Annotated in this window: 17 protein-coding genes and 1 tRNA gene; 7 read left to right on the top strand and 11 right to left on the bottom strand. The window is 70.7% G+C overall.

Annotated elements, in window-relative coordinates:
• Positions 1-14: 14 nt before the first annotated feature.
• The 4 genes from ACFT2C_RS15300 to ACFT2C_RS15315 all read left to right on the top strand — a co-directional run bounded on the left by ACFT2C_RS15300 (position 15) and on the right by ACFT2C_RS15315 (position 3438).
• Positions 15-740: a response regulator transcription factor gene (locus tag ACFT2C_RS15300; protein WP_116676991.1), complete on the top strand. Its 726-nt coding sequence runs from the start codon at positions 15-17 to the stop codon at positions 738-740.
• On the top strand, positions 733-2184 hold the full coding sequence (locus ACFT2C_RS15305) for a sensor histidine kinase (RefSeq protein WP_377207918.1): 1452 nt from the start codon (positions 733-735) through the stop codon (positions 2182-2184). The genes ACFT2C_RS15300 and ACFT2C_RS15305 overlap by 8 nt, the downstream gene beginning before the upstream one ends.
• 100 nt (positions 2185-2284) lie before the next feature.
• Positions 2285-2989 (top strand): hypothetical protein, encoded by a 705-nt coding sequence (locus ACFT2C_RS15310; RefSeq protein WP_377207919.1) that lies wholly within the window; start codon positions 2285-2287, stop codon positions 2987-2989.
• A 164-nt stretch (positions 2990-3153) separates the two neighbouring features.
• Positions 3154-3438 (top strand): WXG100 family type VII secretion target, encoded by a 285-nt coding sequence (locus ACFT2C_RS15315; RefSeq protein ID WP_377207920.1) that lies wholly within the window; start codon positions 3154-3156, stop codon positions 3436-3438.
• Positions 3439-3601: 163 nt separating this feature from the next.
• Here the strand turns inward: ACFT2C_RS15315 and groL are convergent, their stop codons facing one another.
• The 6 genes from groL to ACFT2C_RS15345 all read right to left on the bottom strand — a co-directional run bounded on the left by groL (position 3602) and on the right by ACFT2C_RS15345 (position 9392).
• Positions 3602-5230, bottom strand: a complete 1629-nt coding sequence (groL, locus tag ACFT2C_RS15320; RefSeq protein WP_377207921.1) for a chaperonin GroEL — start codon at positions 5228-5230, stop codon at positions 3602-3604.
• Positions 5231-5437: 207 nt separating this feature from the next.
• Positions 5438-6958 carry a phytoene desaturase family protein gene (locus tag ACFT2C_RS15325; RefSeq protein ID WP_377207922.1) on the bottom strand — a complete coding sequence of 507 codons (1521 nt, stop codon included), beginning with the start codon at positions 6956-6958 and terminating at the stop codon, positions 5438-5440.
• A 284-nt stretch (positions 6959-7242) separates the two neighbouring features.
• Positions 7243-7446, bottom strand: coding sequence for a cold-shock protein (locus ACFT2C_RS15330; RefSeq protein WP_036964095.1), 204 nt, complete (start codon positions 7444-7446; stop codon positions 7243-7245).
• Between the two features lie 201 nt (positions 7447-7647).
• Positions 7648-8256 carry a LytR C-terminal domain-containing protein gene (locus ACFT2C_RS15335; RefSeq protein WP_377207923.1) on the bottom strand — a complete coding sequence of 203 codons (609 nt, stop codon included), beginning with the start codon at positions 8254-8256 and terminating at the stop codon, positions 7648-7650.
• A gap of 42 nt (positions 8257-8298) precedes the next feature.
• Complete coding sequence (locus ACFT2C_RS15340; protein ID WP_377207924.1) at positions 8299-8607, bottom strand: DUF3263 domain-containing protein; 309 nt, start codon at positions 8605-8607, stop codon at positions 8299-8301.
• Positions 8608-8729: 122 nt separating this feature from the next.
• Positions 8730-9392, bottom strand: coding sequence for a uracil-DNA glycosylase (locus ACFT2C_RS15345; RefSeq protein ID WP_377207932.1), 663 nt, complete (start codon positions 9390-9392; stop codon positions 8730-8732).
• Positions 9393-9642: 250 nt separating this feature from the next.
• Here ACFT2C_RS15345 and ACFT2C_RS15350 point away from each other — a divergent pair, with 250 nt between their 5' ends.
• Positions 9643-10401: an SGNH/GDSL hydrolase family protein gene (locus tag ACFT2C_RS15350; RefSeq protein WP_377207933.1), complete on the top strand. Its 759-nt coding sequence runs from the start codon at positions 9643-9645 to the stop codon at positions 10399-10401.
• A gap of 21 nt (positions 10402-10422) precedes the next feature.
• Here the strand turns inward: ACFT2C_RS15350 and ACFT2C_RS15355 are convergent, their stop codons facing one another.
• The 5 genes from ACFT2C_RS15355 to ACFT2C_RS15375 all read right to left on the bottom strand — a co-directional run bounded on the left by ACFT2C_RS15355 (position 10423) and on the right by ACFT2C_RS15375 (position 16156).
• Complete coding sequence (locus tag ACFT2C_RS15355; protein WP_377207925.1) at positions 10423-11013, bottom strand: hypothetical protein; 591 nt, start codon at positions 11011-11013, stop codon at positions 10423-10425.
• A 292-nt stretch (positions 11014-11305) separates the two neighbouring features.
• Positions 11306-12844 carry a non-reducing end alpha-L-arabinofuranosidase family hydrolase gene (locus ACFT2C_RS15360; protein WP_377207926.1) on the bottom strand — a complete coding sequence of 513 codons (1539 nt, stop codon included), beginning with the start codon at positions 12842-12844 and terminating at the stop codon, positions 11306-11308.
• Positions 12845-13136: 292 nt separating this feature from the next.
• Positions 13137-13212, bottom strand: a tRNA-Thr gene (locus tag ACFT2C_RS15365).
• 124 nt (positions 13213-13336) lie between these two features.
• Positions 13337-14182 carry a DsbA family protein gene (locus tag ACFT2C_RS15370; protein WP_377207927.1) on the bottom strand — a complete coding sequence of 282 codons (846 nt, stop codon included), beginning with the start codon at positions 14180-14182 and terminating at the stop codon, positions 13337-13339.
• 120 nt (positions 14183-14302) lie between these two features.
• Positions 14303-16156 carry a serine/threonine-protein kinase gene (locus ACFT2C_RS15375; protein ID WP_377207928.1) on the bottom strand — a complete coding sequence of 618 codons (1854 nt, stop codon included), beginning with the start codon at positions 16154-16156 and terminating at the stop codon, positions 14303-14305.
• Positions 16157-16332: 176 nt separating this feature from the next.
• Here ACFT2C_RS15375 and otsB point away from each other — a divergent pair, with 176 nt between their 5' ends.
• A complete protein-coding gene (gene otsB / locus ACFT2C_RS15380) occupies positions 16333-18663 on the top strand; it encodes a trehalose-phosphatase (protein ID WP_377207929.1) in 2331 nt (776 codons plus the stop codon).
• Between the two features lie 152 nt (positions 18664-18815).
• Positions 18816-19934, top strand: coding sequence for an ABC transporter ATP-binding protein (locus tag ACFT2C_RS15385; RefSeq protein ID WP_377207930.1), 1119 nt, complete (start codon positions 18816-18818; stop codon positions 19932-19934).
• Positions 19935-20035 lie beyond the last annotated feature (101 nt).

Consider the following 20035-nt stretch of genomic DNA (forward strand, 5'->3'; position numbering starts at 1 on the left):
CGCACACTTGAAGCATGGCTACTCCTGAGGCGCGTCTCGTCGTCGTCGACGACGAACCGAACATCCGTGAGCTCCTGTCCACCTCCCTGCGCTTCGCGGGTTTCGAGGTACATGCGGCCGCGGACGGCAACGGCGCCCTCCAGCTCGTCCGGGACGTCGAGCCCGACCTCGTGGTGCTCGACGTCATGCTCCCCGACATGGACGGCTTCACCGTGACACGCCGCATGCGCGCGACCGGCCGGCACACCCCCGTCGTCTTCCTCACCGCGAAGGACGACACGCAGGACAAGGTGCAGGGCCTCACCGTGGGCGGCGACGACTACGTGACCAAGCCCTTCAGCCTCGAGGAGGTCGTGGCGCGGATCCGCGCGGTGCTGCGCCGCACGGGCGTGCCAGCCCCGGAGGAGGAGGCGGTGCTGCACGTGGGCGACCTGGAGATGGACGAGGACTCGCACGAGGTGCGCCGCGCCGGCGTCGAGGTGGACCTGTCCCCCACCGAGTTCAAGCTGCTGCGCTACCTCATGCTCAACTCGGGCCGCGTCCTGTCCAAGGCGCAGATCCTGGACCACGTCTGGCAGTACGACTGGGGCGGCGACGCGAACATCGTCGAGTCCTACATCTCCTACCTCCGGCGCAAGATCGACACGCTGGAGATCGATGGCGAGACCCTGCCGCCCCTGATCCACACGAAGCGCGGCGTGGGGTACCTGCTGCGCGCCCCGCAGCCCGCCCGTGCTTGAACGGACCAAGGAGCGCCTGTCCGGCATCCCGCTGCGCGCCCGGCTCGTCGCGATCATCTCGCTGCTGCTCGCGGCGGGGCTGGGGATCGCGGCAGTCGCGACGACCACGGTCGTGTCGAACTTCCTCGTCGGGCAGGTGGACGACGAGCTGCACAGCACCGCCCTGAACCCCAGTGAGGTGCTGCAGGCATCCCAGCAGGGGCTGCCCAGCAACTACTACGTCGAGGCAGTTGGCGAGGAGGGCACGGTCAGGACTCTCGGCAACTGGGCGGTAGCGCGCTTCGGCAAGCCCGACCTGCCGACGGTCACGTACGAAGAAGCCGCGAAGGGCGGCAATCCGTTCACAGCACCCGCGGCGACCGATGCTGCGGGCAACGAGAGCTGGCGGGTCATCACCCTGGTCGGGACGCTCCAGCCGTCGGGCGAGCGCGCGGTCGTCTACGTCGCGCTGCCTCTGGTCGGCATGGACCGGACGGTCTCCATCCTGACCCGCACCCTGATCATGTCGGGCCTCGGCATCGTGCTGCTGGGCGGGCTCACGGCATGGGTCCTGGTCGAGCGGTCGCTGCGGTCGCTGCGGTCCGTGGAGCACACGGCCGCGCAGATCGCGGCTGGCGACCTCACGCTGCGCGTCCCCGAGGCCCCGCCGGGCACGGAGATGGGCTCGCTCGCGCTGTCGCTCAACGCGATGCTGACGCAGATCGAGCAGGCCTTCGCCGCGCAGGAGGCGTCGGAGGTGCGGATGCGGCAGTTCGTCTCGGACGCCTCGCACGAGCTGCGCACGCCGGTCGCGACCATCCGCGGCTACGGCGAGCTGTACCGGATGGGCGCCCTGGACACCGCGGACAAGGTCGACGACACGATGGTCCGCATCGAGGACGCCGCACGCCGCATGGGCGCGCTCGTCAACGACCTGCTGGTGCTCGCCCGGCTCGACGAGGGCCGGCCCGTCGCCCAGGAGGACGTCGACCTCGTCGCCCTTGCGCGCGACTCCGTCCAGGACCTGCACGCGCTGGACCCGACGCGCGAGGTGTCGGTGGTGCCGCTCGACGCCGACTCCGACGGCCCCGACGGGCAGGTACCCGACACGCTGGTCGTGGAGGGCGACGGCGACCGCCTGCGGCAGGTCGTCACCAACCTCATCGGCAACGTCGCGCGGCACACGCCCGCCAGCACGCCCGCCGAGATCGCGCTCGGCGTCCGGAAGGACGACGGCGTCGCCGTGCTGGAGGTGCGCGACCACGGCCCGGGCCTCACCGAGGAGCAGGGCCGGCGGATCTTCGAGCGGTTCTACCGCGCGGACTCGTCGCGGACGCGCGAGTCCGGTGGCTCGGGGCTCGGGATGGCGATCGTCGCGGCGATCGTCGGCACGCACGGCGGGCACGTCGAGGTCGCGGCCACTCAGAGCGGCGGCCTCACGGTCAGGGTCACCCTCCCCCTCTGACACGGGTGACCAGCATCCAAGATGGTGGTAGCGGCCACTGACGCATTCGGTAATAGGCTGGCAGTGCAGTGACCGACCTCAACCGTTAGGCAGAATTCACATGGGCGTGCTGACGTCTGACGCGCCGCAGTGGTTCCTGAAATCTTTCGTCCGCAGTGCGGTGGGCGCGGGAGCCACGGCGGACACCGGGGTAATCGAGCAGGTCGGTCAGGCTCTCCTCGACCGCTGGGCCGACGAGCACCGGCACTTCCACAACGTGCGCCACCTGGCCGCCGTCCTGCACCGCGTGGACCAGCTCGCTGAGGAGACGCACGAGCCCGACGTGGTGCGCCTCGCGGCCTGGTACCACGGGGCGGTGTTCAACGCGGAGCGCAAGCTGGCGGACGCCTCGGAGGGCGGCGAGCAGTCCACGGCCTCCGCGGACCTGGCCCGCGAGGAGCTGACCGGCCTGGGCGTGCCTCCGCGCGCGGCGGCCCGGGTCGCCGACCTGGTCAACGCCATAGTGCGGCACGCGCCGGACCCGACGGACTTCGACGCGGCGGTGCTGAACGACGCCGACCTCGCGATGCTCGCCGCCGAGCCCCAGCGCTACAAGGAGTACAAGTCGGCGATCCGCGCCGAGTACGCGCACATCCCGACGGACGTGTACCTCAAGGCCCGGATCCGGGTCCTCGAGCGCCTGCTCGCCCGCAAGTCGTTGTTCCTCAGCCCGATGGGCGCCGCGTGGGAGGAGCCCGCGCGGCAGAACCTCGACATGGAGCTGCACCGGCTGCGCAAGGAGCAGGCGAAGCTCGGCTCCGTCTGAACCAGCCCCTCCGCACGGCCCCGCACCGGTTCGAGCACGACCACACCCCCGGCTTTCGCGCGCCTGTGCACAGAGAGCCCCGGGCACGCCCCGCCGTCGGGCCGCGCCTCCCTACGGTCGGGTGGACGACGCCGGACGGGCCGGCGCGCGGGAGGTGATGACCCATGCGGTTCGAGGTCGACAGCGACCAGGTGGAGCAGGCGAGCGCGGCAGTGGCGGGCTCGGTGGCGACGGTACGCACGGAGGTGGGGGCGCTCATGCGCAACCTCGACGCGCTGCAGGCGACATGGCAGGGGCCGGCCGCCGCGGCGTTCGGCGGCACGGTCGCGCAGTGGCGCGGCGCACAGGCGCAGGTGGAGGGCGCCCTGGACACCATCCAGGCCGCCCTGGCGGCCGCGGCCCGCACCTACGCGGAAGCGGAGGCGGCAACCGCCCGCATGTTCGCCTGAGCGTTGTGGGCGTGATCGTTGCGCCCATAACGGACGGGAAGTCGCAACGATCACGCCCACAACCAAAATGGCCGACGCCGGCCGGTCGCCCTCCGTACGGAAGGTGACCGACCGGCGTCGGACAGGTGCCTGGGGCCGAAGCCCTGGGCGGGTCAGGCCGGACTCAGAAGTCCATGCCGCCCATGCCACCGGACGGGTCGCCGGCCGGGGCGCCAACGGGCTCCGGCTTGTCGGCGACGACGGCCTCGGTGGTGAGGAACAGCGCCGCGATCGAGGCTGCGTTCTGCAGGGCAGAACGGGTCACCTTGACCGGGTCGTTCACGCCCGCGGCGAGCAGGTCCTCGTACACACCGGTCGCGGCGTTCAGGCCGTGACCGGAGGGGAGGTTGCGCACCTTCTCCGCCACGACGCCGCCCTCGAGGCCGGCGTTGATGGCGATCTGCTTGAGCGGGGCGTCGATCGCGGCACGCACGATCTGGGCACCGATCGCCTCGTCACCATCGAGCTCGAGCTTGGCGAACGCGACGGCACCGGCCTGGATGAGGGCGACGCCACCACCGGCGACGATGCCCTCCTCGACGGCAGCCTTCGCGTTGCGAACGGCGTCCTCGATGCGGTGCTTGCGCTCCTTGAGCTCCACCTCGGTGGCCGCGCCGGCCTTGATGACGGCCACGCCGCCGGCCAGCTTGGCGAGGCGCTCCTGGAGCTTCTCGCGGTCGTAGTCGGAGTCCGACTTCTCGATCTCGCTGCGGATCTGGTTCACGCGACCGGCGATGAGGTCGGCGTCGCCGGCACCCTCGACGATCGTGGTCTCGTCCTTGGTGACGACGACCTTGCGCGCCTGGCCGAGCTCCTCGAGCGTCGCGTTCTCCAGCTTGAGGCCCACCGTCTCGGTGATGACCTGGCCGCCGGTGAGGATCGCGATGTCCTGCAGCATCGCCTTGCGGCGGTCGCCGAAGCCCGGAGCCTTGACGGCGACGGACTTGAAGGTGCCACGGATCTTGTTCAGCACCAGGGTCGCCAGGGCCTCGCCCTCGACGTCCTCGGCGATGATCAGGAGCGACTTGCCCGACTTCATGACCTGGTCGAGCAGCGGCAGCATGTCCTTGACGCTCGAGATCTTCGACTCGACGATCAGGACGTACGGGTCCTCGAGCACGGCCTCCTGGCGCTCGGGGTCCGTCTCGAAGTAGCGGGCGAGGAAGCCCTTGTCGAAGCGCATACCCTCGGTGAGCTCGAGCTCGAGGCCGAAGGTGTTCGACTCCTCGACGGTGATGACACCTTCCTTGCCCACCTTGTCAAGGGCCTCGGCGATGAGCTCGCCGATCGCCGGGTCACCGGCCGAGATGGCGGCCGTGGCAGCGATCTCTTCCTTGGTCTCGATCTCCTTGGCAGCGTTCAGCAGCTGCTCGGTGACCGCCTCGACGGCCTTCTCGATGCCGCGCTTGATGGCAATCGGGTTGGCGCCGGCGGCAACGACACGCAGGCCCTCCTTCACGAGCGCCTGGGCGAGCACGGTGGCGGTGGTGGTGCCGTCACCCGCGACGTCGTCAGTCTTCTTGGCGACCTCCTTGACGAGCTCCGCACCGATCTTCTCGAACGGCTCGTCGAGCTCGATCTCCTTGGCGATGGAGACGCCGTCGTTCGTGATCGTGGGGGCGCCCCACTTCTTGTCCAGAACGACGTTGCGGCCCTTCGGGCCGAGCGTGACCTTCACCGTGTCAGCGAGCTGGTTGAGCCCGCGCTCCATGCTTCGACGAGCTTCCTCGTCGAAAGCGATGATCTTGGCCATGGGGATGAATCCTCCGCTGGTGGCTTGTCCAGGCCGGCCGGTGCCCGCGACGGACGGCCTCCGCCTCGGCGATCATGTCTCGCCGCGACAGGAGGCCTCACCATTCGACCCTGCTGTCACTCTCGAACGGAGAGTGCTAAGACATTATTGGCACTCGGACCTTGAGAGTGCAAGGCGCGTACACCGCGGGCGAAACGCGACGCGGGCCTACCCCGGCGCCAGACCGGGCGTGTGCCGCACGTCGAACTCCCGCAGCAGCGCCCGGCGGGCGGCGTGCCAGCCGCCCATGCCGTGCACGCCCGGACCGGGCGGGGTCGACGCCGAGCAGAGGTACACACCCTCGGCGACCTGGTACGGGTCCGGCGCGAGCGTGGGGCGCGCGAGCATCTGCCACATGGTGGCCGCGCCCGCCGAGATGTCGCCCCCGGGATAGTTCTCGTTGTGCCGCTCCATCTGCGCCGCGGGGATGCACCGCGAGCCGACGACGACGTCGCGGAAGCCGGGCGCGAACCGTTCGATCTGCCGGGTGACCGCCCCGGTGACGTCCTCCGTCGAGCCGGCCGGGACGTGTGCGTAAGCCCACAGCGGCCGGTTCCGCCCGCGCATCCGGCTCGGGTCCGCGACGCTCGGGTCGCTGACCAGGACGACCGGGCGCTCGGCGTGCAGCCCGTGCGCGACGGTGTCCTCGGCGATCACCATCTCGGCGCGCGTCCCGCCGACGTGCACGGTCGAGGCGCGCCCGACGTCGGGCACCCCCCACGGCACCGGACCCGACAGCACGAAGTCGACCTTGGCCGCCGCGTTCCCGTGCCGGAACCGGCGCAGGGCCGCGCGGCGGACCGGACCGACCCGGTCCCCCGCGATCCGGAGCAGGGTGGCGGGCGTGGTGTCGAAGAGGACCGCGCGGGCGGGCGGAAGGTCCGACCAGCTCCTGACCCTGCGGCCGGCCTCGACGGTGCCCCCGTGCGCCTCCAGGTCGCGGACCAGGGCGCCGATGATGGCCTGGGAGCCGCCGACGGGGATCGCCCAGCCGCCGTCGGCGTGCGCGAGCGCCGCGAGGAGCAGCGCGGTACCCGCGCCCGCGAGCGACGGGAGCGGCGTGATGTTGTGTGCCGCAACCCCGGTGAGCAGCGCCTTTGCCTCAGCGGTGAGGAACCGCCGGTCCCAGCGCACGCCGCCCTGCTCCAGGAGGGCACTGCCGAACCGCAGCCCGGGCCGGATCATCGAGAGCATGCTCGACGCCGTCCCCGCGTGCTCGCCGGGCCTCCCCGCGCCTTCCACCATGCCGCGCGGGGTCCGCTTGTCCCCCATGGCGAGTGCCGTGACCTGCCGCCAGTCGGCCGCGAGAGGGCCGAGCAGGTCGCGCCACGCGGCGCCGTCGGGCCCAAGCCGGTCGGCGGTCCGGGCCAGGTCGCGGAAGGCGAGGCCCGCGCGGTCGCCGTCGAGCGGCTGGGCGTAGGCGATGTCCGGAGCGACCAGCTCGACGCCGTGCGCGGGGAGGTCGAAGGCCCGGAAGAACGGCGACGCCCAGGCCATCGGGTGCACGGCGGAGCAGAGGTCGAAGAGCATGTCGCCGGCGAGCTCGGGGATCGCGACTGTGCGTGCGCCGCCGCCGATCGTCGGCTGGGCCTCGAGGACCCGGACGCCGAGCCCGGCGCGAGCGAGCGTCACCGCGGCCGCCAGGCCGTTCGGCCCGGAGCCCACCACCACCGCGTCGAGCAGGGTCATTCCCCCATCGAATCACGGTCTCGCGTCGCACGGTCCTGCGCCGCGCAGCCGACGGCGGGTCGTCCCGCCAGGAGACCCGCCCGAAGGGGAAACGGGCGGGTCAGAGATCAGAACGAGCAGCCGCGGTACGGGGCGGCTGCTCGTCAGCCTCGGGCGTCATCGTCCGACACGGTGCGACAGCGGTCGTCGTCGACCATCCAGATCGGACGCCGGGGTCTGGGTCCCGGCAGTCCTGGGGGGCGGCGGGCGACGGGCGGGCCCTTCCCGCCCGTCGTCCCATCGGATCAGAGTGGACGAACCTGCTCTGCCTGCGGACCCTTCTGTCCCTGCCCCACCTCGTATTCGACTTCCTGACCCTCATCGAGGGACCGGTAGCCATCGGACTGGATCGCACTGTAGTGAACAAAAAGGTCCTGGCCGCCGGCAGTCGGGGTAATAAAGCCATACCCCTTCTCGGCGTTGAACCACTTGACGGTGCCCTGGGCCATGCGTAGTTCTCCTTGTACCTCTGCACGGGACACTCGGTCGACCCGTGGTGGTTCGAGCCTAGTGGTCCGGCTCACACCAGGGAACCCTCTATGTCCGGTATGGGGCATTAAGCGGTCGGCGAACGCGCAGGTCAGAGGGCTGCGACGAGGCCCAAGCACACCTATATCAACCTAGTGGTACGGGTTGAGGCGGCTGCGCGGCTACTTGATCAGGACGATGACCGCGTATGCCGATGCCGTGACGTCCGCGGATTCGATGGCGTTGGTCGCGCCGATCGCCTGGGCGACAGCCGCGGCGGTGTCCGCCCGTTCCGCGCCGTACAGCACGGTGGTCTCGGTGTACCCCTCGCCCAGACCCGCGGTGTCGTCATCAGCAATCACCTTGGCCACGTCAAAGCCCGCTCCCACGATCGTCGCGGCCGCCGTCTTCGCCGCCCCGGTAGGCCCGCCCGAGTTCAGGACCTGGACCCCCGCGGTCAGGTCGGCCTTGGTCGGGTCCCCTGCCACCCCCGTCGGCGTCGACGAGGAGGTTGAGGTGGAGGGCGACGGGCTCGGGGATGCGCTGGGCGACGCGGGAGCCGACGCCGATGCGGACGGTGAACCGTTACCCGACGCCTCTGCCGGATCGTCACCCCCGGACAACAGCGTGATGCCGCCCCACGCCACAGCGGCGCACACGACGGCGACCAACAGGAACGGCCAGGCCGAGCTCCAACCGCTTCGCGGCGCACGGTGCACACCCACAGGTGCGCCCCCGGGGACAGCGACGTCGAACTCGTCGGGCGGGTAGGGGTAGCCACTCTTCGTCACGGCAGAGAGAGTAGCGGGTCGTTGTGACGGATCGGTGCCCGGTCAGTGGTTCTCATCCGCCAACCGGCGTGCGGAACGTCCTCGCTGGCGGGCCGATCGGACTCTGCGCAGGCGCGTGACCAGCATCGGGTCGTGCTCGAGGGCTGCCGGGGAGTCGATCAGCGAACTCAAAACCTGGTAATAACGCGTGGCCGTCAGATCGAACAGTTCCCGTGCTGCTTCCTCTTTGGCGCCCGCATACTTCCACCACCTGCGCTCGAACGCGAGAATCTCCCGGTCACGGTCGGAGAGCTTGCTCTCGGCCCCCGCGGCGACCGGGGTGTCGGCGCCCGAAACCAGCATCTCGCTCATCGGGTCACCGCGTGCCCGAAGCGCCTGCCTGCCATTCGGCCTTGCACTTTCACAATCCTTGCCCTTTCACAGTGTCAACACGTCGACCCGCCCCACGACGCCCGGAAACCCGCGGAACCGCCCTACGGAAGGCGCCAGTCGACCGGCTGCGCGCCCTGCTGCTCGAGCAGCGCGTTCGCCCGGGAGAACGGCCGCGAGCCGAAGAACCCGTTGCGCGCCGACAGCGGCGACGGGTGCGCGCTCTCGACGATCGGGACGTTGCCGAGCCACGGCTTCAGGTTGCGCGCCTTCGCGCCCCACAGGATCGCCACGAGCGGCCCGCCCCGCGCCACCAGCGCACGGATCGCCGCCTCGGTGACCTCTTCCCAGCCCTTGCCCGCGTGGGAGTCGGAGGAGCCGGGCCGGCAGGTGAGCGTCCTGTTCAGCAGCATGACCCCCTGGTCGGCCCAGGGGCGCAGGTCGCCGTTCGACGGGAGCGGGGCGCCGAGGTCGTCCTGCAGCTCCTGGTAGATGTTGGCCAGCGACCGCGGCACGGGGCGCACGTCCGGCTGGACGGAGAAAGACAGGCCCATGGCGTGGCCCGGCGTCGGATACGGGTCCTGGCCCACGATGAGCACCCGCACGTCCGCGAGCGGGCGCTTGAACGCCGCGAGCACGTTCTCGCCCGCGGGGACGTAGGTGCGCCCCTCGGCGACCTCCGTGCGCAGGAAGTCACCCATCGCATGGATGCGTGGCTCGATGTCGGCGAGCGCCTCTGCCCAGTCCGGTGCGATGACCTGCGACAACGGCGGAGGGCCGGACGCGGCGGCGGTGTCGACAGGGGGTGTCGGGTTCACTGTGGTCTCCACGTCCAGGAGGTTACCGGTAGCCACCGACACTGCCAGTTTGTGCTGCCCGTCACACCCCCGAACCGGCAGACTCCCCGGTACACGCGCGAGAATGAGCGCCGTGAGCGCCACGACATCCTCAGACCCGGAAGGCCACACCACCGACCTCCCGATGACCGTTCCCGTCCGCTGGGCGCGGTACATCGCCATGGGCGACTCCTTCTCGGAGGGCCTGTGGGACCCGTACCCCGACGCCCCGGACGTCCAGCGCGGCTGGGCCGACAATCTCGCGGCCGCGCTCTCGGCGCGCCGCATCGCGGCCGACGAGGCGCCGCTCGAGTACGCGAACCTCGCGATCCGCGGCCGCAAGCTGCGCCCGATCATCGAGGAGCAGCTGGACGTCACCGTCGGCGCCCAGCCGGACCTCGTCTCGCTGGTCGGGGGCGGGAACGACATCCTGCGCGCCTCGGCCGACATCGACGCGATCTCGGCCGCGCTGGAGGACGCAGTCGCCGCGCTCCGCGCCACCGGCGCCGACGTCCTGATGGGCACCGGCTTCAAGGCGGGCGCCGCCCTGAGCTGGACCAACGGCCGCGTGGGCATCTTCAACGCGAACGTCTGGTCCATCGCTCGCCGCCACGGCGCGCGCGTGCTGGACCTGTGGGGCATGCGGTCCCTGGCCGACCTGCGCCTCTGGTCCGACGACCGCATCCACCTCACCCCCGAGGGGCACCAGCGGGTGGCGAACGCCGCCCTGGTGGCCCTCGGTCTCGAGCCGGACGACGCCGCCTACGACACCCCGCTGGACGCCGCTCCGCCCGCCGCCTTCCGCGACGCCGCACGCGCCAACGCGGCCTGGATGCGGCAGCACGTGGGCCCGTGGGTCAAGCGCCGCCTGACGGGCACCTCCAGCGGCGACGGCCGCTCCGCGAAATGGCCGACGCCGCAGTCGTGGCCCCGCGTGTGACAACGAGCCCCGGGTCCACGTTCAGCCGATGAACTCGACGAGGTCGTCGCAGAAGTCCCGGCCGGTGGTCTGGAAGATCCCGGTGGTGCCGCCGAACTCGAAGCCGACCTCCTCGTCGTCCTCGTCCGTCGGGGTCCCCTTCGTGTCGATCACGACCGTGAACGTCAGACGCCCGGCGTCGAGGAACAGCTTCTTGCCGTCGGGGCCGTACCAGGTCGTTGCTTGCGTGGTCTGCGCCTCGATCGAGAGCAGGCCGCCGCCCAGGTCGGTGACGAGCGAGTCCTTGTCCTGACCGTGAGAGGTGAACGAGTAGGCCTGACCGGTGTCGAGGTTCGTGAACGAGCCCTCGCGGTTGAAGGTGCTCGCCCCGTAGAGCGGCGAGTCGCCGTGGCTGAGCAGGCGGAACGTCCCGGAGCCGTCATCTTCGACCCACACCGGGAAATCGACCTGCGGGCACCACTCCTCTTCCGGTGTGCTGAACCGCTCCTGCGCGAGGAACTCGTCGTGCTCGGTCCAGTGCTCCACGAACACCGCTGGTGCGGCGACCGCGGGCGCGGCAAGCAGCATTGCCGCCCCTGCTGCGGCCGCCGAGATCATCATTGATCGCTTCATGGGTCCCATCCCTTCGGGCTTGATCCGGCCGCACGCCGTTGCGCGGCCGTCTCTCCATGGTTGACTCTCTCGGCGCCCACGAGGCGCGGGTTCACCCGGGTGGGAAACCCCGCAGAGGGGCGAGATGTTCGCCGCCGACAGCCCGGAAACACGGCAGGCCAGCACCCGGACGGGGTGCTGGCCTGCGGTCACGCGTGGAGCCGCCTGTCGGGTTCGAACCGACGACCTTCCGCTTACCGAACGGACGTTGTCAGCGGGTAACCGCCGGGTCTCGATCCGGGAGTGCACGCCACTAGCGCTGCAGGGTCAGCACCCCCGGCCGATAGGGCAGCGTCCCGTACTCCCCGCCGTCGGTGTTGGGGTCGCGCCCTTGGTACAGGAACTGCAGGTTGCAGGGGTCGATGGTCTTGGTCTGGTCGGGGTTGGTGCGAACCAGATCGCCGTGGCTGATGTCCCTGGTCCAGGTCGCGCCGCTGTTGGCACTGCCGGCGAAGGGGTTGTTCACGGTGTCGGCCCCGGCCTGCGGCGTCCACGTGCCGCCGAGGCTGGTGGCCGTGAACGCGCGGAAGTAGCGACCGAACCCTGTGTAGTTCTGTGCCTCGACCATCATGAGGTACTGGTTCTGACCCTGGACCTTGTAGACCTCAACCGCCTCGAACAGGTTGAGCGGCGTGTCCCTCAGGATCTCCGTGTACGACGAACCGAAGCTGCTCGGGAAGTTCCCGATAGGCATGCTGGCCCGGTAGACACTGCCTTCGTCGTCTACGAAGAACATGTACATGTTCGTGTCGTCGCCGATGAGGGTCACGTCGAGGCCGCCTCGGGGTCGCCCGTCGTCCGTGGGGGGAAGGGTCGCGGTGGACAGCACCTGCTGCGCGGACCAGCCGTTGGGGTTGGTCGGGTCGCTCGAGGTGCGGTAGGAGAAGGTGCCCTGCCCGCCCCCGTTGTAGGCGAGCACCCAGATGTTCTTCGGGGCGAAGTAGAACAGCGTCGGCGCGATGCCATCGAAGGGAATCGTGTTCTGGGTGGCAGTGGCCATGTCGGACCAGTTCGTGAAGGGGCTGAAGGTCATCAGTCCCCAGTTGCCGTCGGGATAGGGCAACGCGCCGTGCGTCGTGGCATAGACGACGTGCTTGCCGTTGTAGACGACGTTGGTGAAGTCCTTGAGCGAGGCCCACCCCGCCTTCGGCTGCGCCAGCGGGGCGGTCGATGTCCAGCGGTACGTCGACGGAAGGGTGCACGCGCCGCTCCCGCCGTCGACGCGGACGAGCTGCCACTGCTGGTTGCTGCCGCCCCAGTCGCTGTACTGCACGACGCCTGCGCCGTCGTTGGTCGCCGCGTTCTGGACCTCGACCGCCTTGTTGCTGTTGCGGTTGATCAACCGGACGTAGCCGCCGTCGGAGTCGGCCAGCCGGAACTGCTGGTTGGCGCCGCCGGTGTCGGTCCACTGGTGGATGGCGGCACCGTCGACTGTCGACCAGTCGGACACGTCGATCAGCTTGCCCGAGTGCCGCGCCTTGATCTTGTAGTAGCCGCCGCCGGCGTCCACGAACTGGAACTGCTGGTTGTTGGCGTTGGTGCGGGTCCACTGGTGGATCAGGGCACCGTCGGCGGTGGACACGCCACTGACGTCCATGGCCTTGCCACTGTTGCGGTTCAGCAGCACGTACCAGGCCGTGGGGTCGACCGTGGCGGCCGCGGCCGTCTCGGTGACCGCGAAGAGGCCACCACCAGCCAGTAGTGCCGCCACGGTGGCGGCGACAAGCCGCTTCAACCAGCGAGGTCGCCGCTGCGGCGGCGCGATCGATTCAGAACGAGAAAGGGCAGACATGATCCTCCTTGACCAAGAGCCGAACGGTTCACCTGAGAGAGGGCGCTCCGCGACGCATGCCCGGGCGCATACGTGAGAAAAAGTGAGCGCTAACACCCCAAAAGGGGCGCAGCGCGCCTCATCCAAACTCCGACGAAGCACGCTGCCCGGTAAGCAAGGCATCATCGGCTAGCCCAGATTGTGAGCGCTAACACGCCGCTCCGTCAAGCACGGGCCAGCAGCGGGGTTTCCGTTCGGTCGGGACCATGTAACGGAAGCGGGAAGGCCCGGAATCCTTGGGATCCCGGGCCTCTGGAGCCGCCTGTCGGGTTCGAACCGACGACCTTCCGCTTACAAGGCGGGAGCTCTACCAGCTGAGCTAAGGCGGCTGGCGGGGAACAGCCTAACGGTTCCCGCCACCAGAATCCGAGTCGAATCGTACGAGCCGTCCCGCCACAGACGAGCGGGGCCCCGGGCCGTAGCCCGGGACCCCGCCGTCGACAACCTCAGGTACTACTTGGACGACTCGGGGGAGGGCTCCGCCGAGGGCGCCTTGCCGGTGATCGCCTGGGTCAGCGCGCCGGTGGCCTGCCAGCCGTCGAACCGCTCGCCGTCGATGAGGACGGTGGGAGTGCCGAACTGACCCGTCTGGGGGTTCGCGAGGTCGGGGTCCGAAGTAGCAACCTCGGTGGACGCCTCGACCCACTCGCCAAAGGTCGCGCGTGCGTCACCGTCGGTGATGCCCGCCGCGACGTCGGCCGGCACGCCGGCCTGCTCGGCGATCTGCGCGATCTGCTCGTCGGACAGGCCCGGCGTCTGCTCCTCCGGCTGGCTCGCGAACATCGCGTCGTGGAACGCGGAGAACTGCTTCGGCGCCTGGTCGGCGACCCAGGCGGCGGCCGACGCGGCACGCGTCGAGTACTCGGTGCCATCCGACATGCGGTCCAGGATCGAGATGGGGTGCACCACGAGCGTCACGTCGCCGGCCTCGCGCATCTCGGTGATGCTCGCGCCGTTGAGCTGTTCGAACTGGCCGCAGATCGGGCACATGAAGTCCACGTAGACGTCGAGCGTCTTCGCACCCTCGTTCTCGGTACCCGCGACGCCGTCGGCCCCCACGGGGATCCCGGTCTCCTCGACCACGCCGGCCGGGAAGTTGTCGACCTTCTCCATGGCCGTCTTCTGACCCTCCATGAAGATCATCACGACCGCCACGATCAGGATGATGACACCGAGCCCGAGCGCGCTCAGCACGATCAGACGGCTGCGCTTCTCACGGGCCTGCTGCTTCTTCTGGAGTGCAAGGGCCTCGGCACGGGCGGCGTCTCGACGCTGCGCCTTGGTCTGATTCGTCGACATCGGGGTCCTTCGAGATGCGGGCCAATGGGGCGAGGCGCCTCAGGCGCCCGGACCAGCCTACAAGCGGTCGCTGGGAGTCGGCTGAATGTTTCGGTACGTTCCGGACACCCAACCTTGAGGTCACCACACGATGTCGGGCCGGCTCCCCAGGGGCCACCACAGGATGTCCACCGTGCCGTCGAACAACGGCGCCGCGGCGACCACCGCGAGCGCCAACACGACCAGGACGATGAGGACCTTCGAGCCCCAGCCGGGCGCGATCCGGCGCAGCAGCGGCCCGGCGCCGACGCGCGTCCCGTACGACGCAGGCCCCCACCACGACACGATCACCGTGACGAGCATCGCCGCGGCCAGCACCATGCTGTCGACGATGGGCTGGTTCACGCCGCCCACCGACCGCGCCTCGATGGTCTCGACGGGGACGAGGATCACGTTGCCGGGGGCGAACACAGTCAGGCCGAGGAGCACCACGATCACACCCGCGCAGGCGCCGACGGCCGCGGCGGGCAGCACGCCGAACACCGCACGCACGAGGTGCCAGGGGGACATCACGGTCGCCACGAGCGCGTCGGCCCGGCCGGGCCCGCGCCGCGCGCGGCGGCTGCGGAACTCGTCGACGGCGATCCCCGCCAGGCGGGTCACGATCAACAGCACCACCAGCACGGCGACGGCGATCCCGGGCTGCGACGCGGCGAGCGCCACGAGCGCGAGCCCCGCCGCGAGGAACAGCCCCCGGTAGCCGGTGACGCGCGCGGGGTTGGCCCGCTCGGGCACGTAGGCAGGGTCGACCGACGGCGGAGCCGGGCGCGGCGCACCCGTCGCACGTCCGGTCACCGACCGCCCCTTGCCCTGTCCGACGGCGGGCGCGGCGGACGTCGCGGACGCAGCAGCCAGGTCGGTCACCCCACCGGCGGGATTCCTGCGCGCCGCGCCGGCGACCGCCGCGGCTCCCGCGGCCGCGCCGACGCCCAGTCCGCCGGCCGCCTCGGACACCGGCCGCCGGTGCGGCGCCCGGCCCTGCGGCATGACCCGGGTCGAGCCGAGATCGGCCGGCGTCTCGGCGGTCCGGGCGTCGTCGGGCGCGTCGGCCGCGGCGAGCACCGCCGTCGTCGAGCCGTCGTCGCCCGCCGCGTCGGCGACGAACGCCTCGGACTCGGCCTTGAGCGCGCGGGCCACCTCGGTCGGGCCCCAGCGTTCGGCGGGTACGGCCCGCAGCGCGGCGCCGAGCGCGCGCGTCGTCCGGCGCGGCAGCCCGTCGAGGTCCGCCTGGCCCTGCCGCGAGCGCCGCAGCACGAGCTCGGTGGGCCGGACGCCGAACGGCGCCCGGCCGGTGCCGGAGAACGCGAGCACGGCGGCCCAGGACCACCAGTCGGTGTCCGGGCCGGGCTCGGCGCCGTCGAGCAGCTCGGGCGCCAGATAGCCGGGGGTGCCCATGACGAACCCCGTCCGCGTGGCCCTGACGTCGCCTGGCCCCTGGGCGAGCCCGAAATCGATCAGGACCGGCCCGGTCCGCGCGATGAGCACGTTCGACGGGGTGAGGTCCCGGTGCACGACGCCGGTGCCATGCACGGCCTCCAGCGCGTCGGCGAGCTGGTCGGCGAGCTCGAAGAGGTCGCGGGGGTCGAGCGGTCCGCGCTCGTCGATCTCCTCCTCGAGCGTGGGGCCCTCGACGAGCTCGGTGACGATGAACGCCTCGGGCCCTTCGAGCTCGGCGTCGAGCACGCGGGCCACGGCGGGGTGGCGCAGGCCCTGCAGCGCCGCGGCCTCGCGGCGCAGCCGCTCGCGGGCGGCGGGGTCGTCGAGGTGGCGGTGCAGCACCTTCAGCGCGACGGCGTGCCCGCCGTCGTCCTCCGCGCGGTAGACGGCGCCCATGGCGCCGGACCCGATCGCGCGCACGACCGTGTACCCGCCGAGCTTCGAGCCAGCAGCGGGGCCACCGTTCGAGGGCGCGATCGAGGCCTCCACCTCCTTCATGAGGCACACGGTAGTCGTCGCGGACAGCCGACGCCCGCCAAGTCCGATGCCTCTGACCAGCGGCGAGACAAATGCCCACCCACGCAGCGGATGCGCTCGTTACTCTGAGCAGGTATAGGAACTCGGTACTCTTGACGCTGGACTGCGAGACTCTTCTACAACCAAGGAGCAGTACATTGCCGGGTAAAGACGGGTACGATCTGGTCGTCGTCGCGAACCGGCTACCGGTCGACTTCTCGGTCGGTCCCGAAGGCGACCTCACCTGGCAGAGGTCCCCCGGAGGCCTCGTCACGGCACTCGAACCGGTGATGCGGGAGGCCGACGGCGCCTGGGTCGGCTGGTCCGGCGCTCCCGACCTGGCGCACGAGCCCTTCGAGGCCGACGACATGCTGCTGGTCCCGGTCACGCTCAGCGCCGTCGAGATCGAGCGCTACTACGAGGGCTTCTCCAACGCGACCCTCTGGCCGCTCTACCACGACGTCATCGCGCCGCCCGACTACCACCGCCAGTGGTGGGACGCCTACCGCCGGGTCAACCAGCGCTTCGCCGACGCCGCCGCCGAGCAGGCCGCCGAGGGCGGCGTCGTCTGGGTGCACGACTACCAGCTCCAGCTCGTCCCACGCATGCTGCGCGACCTGCGCCCCGACCTGCGCATCGGGTTCTTCGACCACATCCCGTTCCCGCCCGTTGAGCTGTTCGCGCAGCTCCCCTGGCGCCGGCAGATCATCGACGGCCTGCTCGGGGCGGACCTCGTGGGCTTCCAGCGCAACGGCGACGCCGCGAACTTCGTCCGCTCCGCGCGCCGCCTCACCGGGTACACCACGCGCGGCCCGGTCATCACGATCCCCGACGCCGACGGGCGCCCCGGCCGGCACGTGCGCGCGTCGTCGTTCCCCATCTCGATCGACTCGCGCCGGTTCGACACGCTCGCCCGCACGCCCGAGGTGCAGGCCCGCGCCAAGGAGATCAAGGCCGACCTCGGCAACCCCGACACGCTGATGCTGGGAGTGGACCGGCTCGACTACACCAAGGGCATCCGGCACCGCATCAAGGCGTACGGCGAGCTGCTCGACGACGGCCGCCTCGACGTCGAGCACGCCACGCTCGTGCAGGTGGCGAGCCCCAGCCGCGAGAACGTCGGCGCGTACCAGGAGCTCCGCGAGCACGTCGAGGTCCTCGTGGGCCGGATCAACGGCGAGTACGGCGAGCTGGGCCACTCCGCGATCCACTACCTGCACCACTCCTACCCGCCGGAGGAGATGGCGGCGCTCTACCTCGCGGCCGACGTCCTGCTGGTCACCTCGCTGCGCGACGGCATGAACCTGGTCGCCAAGGAGTACATCGCCGCCCGCTCCGACGACCGCGGCGCGCTGGTGCTGAGCGAGTTCACCGGCGCCGCCGACGAGCTCTCCCCCGGCCCGCTGCTGGTCAACCCGCACGACATCGACGGCATGAAGGACATCATCGTGGCCGCCGCGACCATGGATCCCAAGGAGCAGCGGCGCCGCATGCGGCGCCTGCGCCGCAAGGTCCTGGCCGACGACGTCGCCAAGTGGTCGGAGACCTTCCTCGGCGTCCTCACCGCGGTGCCCCCGCGACCGCTCACCGTGGACCCGCGCGCCTCGGAGCCCCGCCACCACAATCTGAGGGACGCCCTGACGGCGTTCACCACGGTGCCCGACGGCATCCCCGCGCGGGGCCGGCTCGCGCGCATGGGCAACGGGAACGGGCGGCGCAAGAAGCCCACGACCGGGTGGCTGCTCGCCTCCGACTTCGACGGCACCCTCGCGCCGCTGGTCGACGACCCCAAGTCGTCCACCATGACCCGCGCCGCGCGCACCGCCATCGAGCAGCTGCACACGGTCGCGCAGGAGGTGCCCGTGCGGCTCGCGCTCGTCTCCGGGCGGGACCTGTCCGACCTCGCCGAGCGGTCGGTCGCCCCCGACGGCACCTTCCTCGTCGGCAGCCACGGCGCGGAGGCCGGCCGGGCCACGAGCACCGGCGTCGAGCAGGTGCCGTTCCACCTGACCACCACCCAGTCCGGCCAGCTCGACGCGCTCGTCGCGGGGTTCGAGTCCGCCGTCTCGGGCCGCGAAGGGGCGTGGGTGCAGGTCAAGCCCGCCGCCGCCGTCGTGCACACGCGCCTGGCAAGCGTGGACGACGCCGCCGCCATCACCGTGGCCGCCGACGAGGTGGCCGCCAACCTGGGGCTGCCCACCATGCACGGCAAGGACGTGGTCGAGGTGTCGGTGGTGACCACGAGCAAGGGCGAGGCGCTGCGCCGCCTGCGCGGCACCGTCGCGGCCGAGCTGGGCGTCGAGAAGGTGCGCGTCATGTACGCGGGCGACGACACCACCGACGAGCAGGCGTTCGGCGCGCTCGAGTCCGGGGACCTGACGATCAAGGTCGGGACGGGCGACACGCTCGCCTCGCACCGCGTGCCCGACCCCGACGCGCTGGCCGCCGTCCTCTCGGGGCTGGCGCGCACGCTGCGCGGCGAGGGCTGACCGGATCGTGACCCGCCCGATACCGCCGCCTTGACGAACCGGGGTACGATCGCGCTGCAACAGTGTCACCGCCGACACGTGAGTGGAAGCAACGGCACCCGACCACAACGGATCGTCCGGCACGTACCTGCCGGTGGAGGGATGTACTAGTCATGGCTACGGTCACTTTCGATCACGCGACTCGCGTCTACCCGGGCACTGAGCGCCCGGCCGTCGACCAGCTGAACCTGGAGATCGAGGACGGCGAGTTCCTCGTCCTCGTCGGCCCGTCCGGCTGCGGTAAGTCCACGTCCCTGCGCATGCTCGCAGGCCTCGAGGACGTCAACGGTGGGCACATCTTCATCGGCGACCGCGACGTCACCGACGTGCAGCCCAAGGACCGCGACATCGCGATGGTCTTCCAGAACTACGCGCTGTACCCGCACATGTCGGTGGCGGACAACATGGGCTTCGCCCTGAAGATCGCTGGCACGCCCAAGGCGGAGATCCGCCAGCGCGTCGAGGAAGCGGCGAAGATCCTCGACCTCACCGAGTACCTGGACCGCAAGCCGAAGGCCCTCTCGGGTGGTCAGCGTCAGCGCGTCGCCATGGGCCGCGCCATCGTGCGTCAGCCCCAGGTGTTCCTCATGGACGAGCCGCTGTCGAACCTCGACGCCAAGCTCCGCGTCCAGACCCGTACGCAGATCGCGTCGCTGCAGCGCCGCCTGGGCGTCACCACGGTCTACGTGACCCACGACCAGACCGAGGCCCTGACGATGGGTGACCGCATCGCGGTCCTCAACGCCGGCATCCTGCAGCAGGTCGGCACCCCGCGCGAGATGTACGACCGCCCGAACAACGTGTTCGTCGCCGGCTTCATCGGCTCCCCCGCCATGAACATCGGCACGTTCGACGTCAAGGAGGGCACGGTCCAGGTCGGTTCGGCCAGCGTGCCGCTCGAGCGTTCCATCGCGAGCAGCATGTCCGAGGCCGACGCCGGCAAGGTGACCCTGGGCTTCCGTCCCGAGGCGCTCGACGTCGTCCCGGTCGGCACGGCCGGCTCGTTCGACGTCGAGGTCAACCTCGTCGAGGAGCTCGGCTCGGACGCGTTCGTCTACGGCACGCTCAAGGGCGACGCCGCCGACGTCCACCTGACCGCCGGCGAGAGCAACCAGCTCATCGTGCGCATCGACCCGCGGACCGTGCCGGACAAGGGCGACGTCATCGCCGTCTCGATCCAGGCCGGCCACTCGCACGTGTTCTCCGCGACCTCGGGCGAGCGCCTCGGCTGATCACACGACTGATCCCTCGACTCGCTGAGGGAACGGTTACATCCTCGGGGTGTGTTGCTGTCGCTGGTCGAGCTTGTCGAGGCCCAGGTCTCGACAAGCTC

The sequence above is a fragment of the Promicromonospora sp. NPDC057138 genome (assembly GCF_042670845.1).
GTDB lineage: Bacteria > Actinomycetota > Actinomycetes > Actinomycetales > Cellulomonadaceae > Promicromonospora.

Excerpts from the sequence above, each read along its gene's own strand:
- ACFT2C_RS15300 (WP_116676991.1), top strand. The coding sequence starts at position 15 with ATGGCTACTCCTGAGGCGCGTCTCGTCGTCGTCGACGACGAACCGAAC.
- ACFT2C_RS15310 (WP_377207919.1), top strand. The coding sequence starts at position 2,285 with ATGGGCGTGCTGACGTCTGACGCGCCGCAGTGGTTCCTGAAATCTTTC.
- ACFT2C_RS15315 (WP_377207920.1), top strand. The coding sequence starts at position 3,154 with ATGCGGTTCGAGGTCGACAGCGACCAGGTGGAGCAGGCGAGCGCGGCA.
- groL (WP_377207921.1), bottom strand. The coding sequence starts at position 5,230 with ATGGCCAAGATCATCGCTTTCGACGAGGAAGCTCGTCGAAGCATGGAG.
- ACFT2C_RS15325 (WP_377207922.1), bottom strand. The coding sequence starts at position 6,958 with ATGACCCTGCTCGACGCGGTGGTGGTGGGCTCCGGGCCGAACGGCCTG.
- ACFT2C_RS15330 (WP_036964095.1), bottom strand. The coding sequence starts at position 7,446 with ATGGCCCAGGGCACCGTCAAGTGGTTCAACGCCGAGAAGGGGTATGGC.
- ACFT2C_RS15340 (WP_377207924.1), bottom strand. The coding sequence starts at position 8,607 with ATGAGCGAGATGCTGGTTTCGGGCGCCGACACCCCGGTCGCCGCGGGG.
- ACFT2C_RS15350 (WP_377207933.1), top strand. The coding sequence starts at position 9,643 with ATGGGCGACTCCTTCTCGGAGGGCCTGTGGGACCCGTACCCCGACGCC.
- ACFT2C_RS15355 (WP_377207925.1), bottom strand. The coding sequence starts at position 11,013 with ATGAAGCGATCAATGATGATCTCGGCGGCCGCAGCAGGGGCGGCAATG.
- ACFT2C_RS15360 (WP_377207926.1), bottom strand. The coding sequence starts at position 12,844 with ATGTCTGCCCTTTCTCGTTCTGAATCGATCGCGCCGCCGCAGCGGCGA.
- ACFT2C_RS15370 (WP_377207927.1), bottom strand. The coding sequence starts at position 14,182 with ATGTCGACGAATCAGACCAAGGCGCAGCGTCGAGACGCCGCCCGTGCC.
- ACFT2C_RS15375 (WP_377207928.1), bottom strand. The coding sequence starts at position 16,156 with ATGAAGGAGGTGGAGGCCTCGATCGCGCCCTCGAACGGTGGCCCCGCT.
- ACFT2C_RS15385 (WP_377207930.1), top strand. The coding sequence starts at position 18,816 with ATGGCTACGGTCACTTTCGATCACGCGACTCGCGTCTACCCGGGCACT.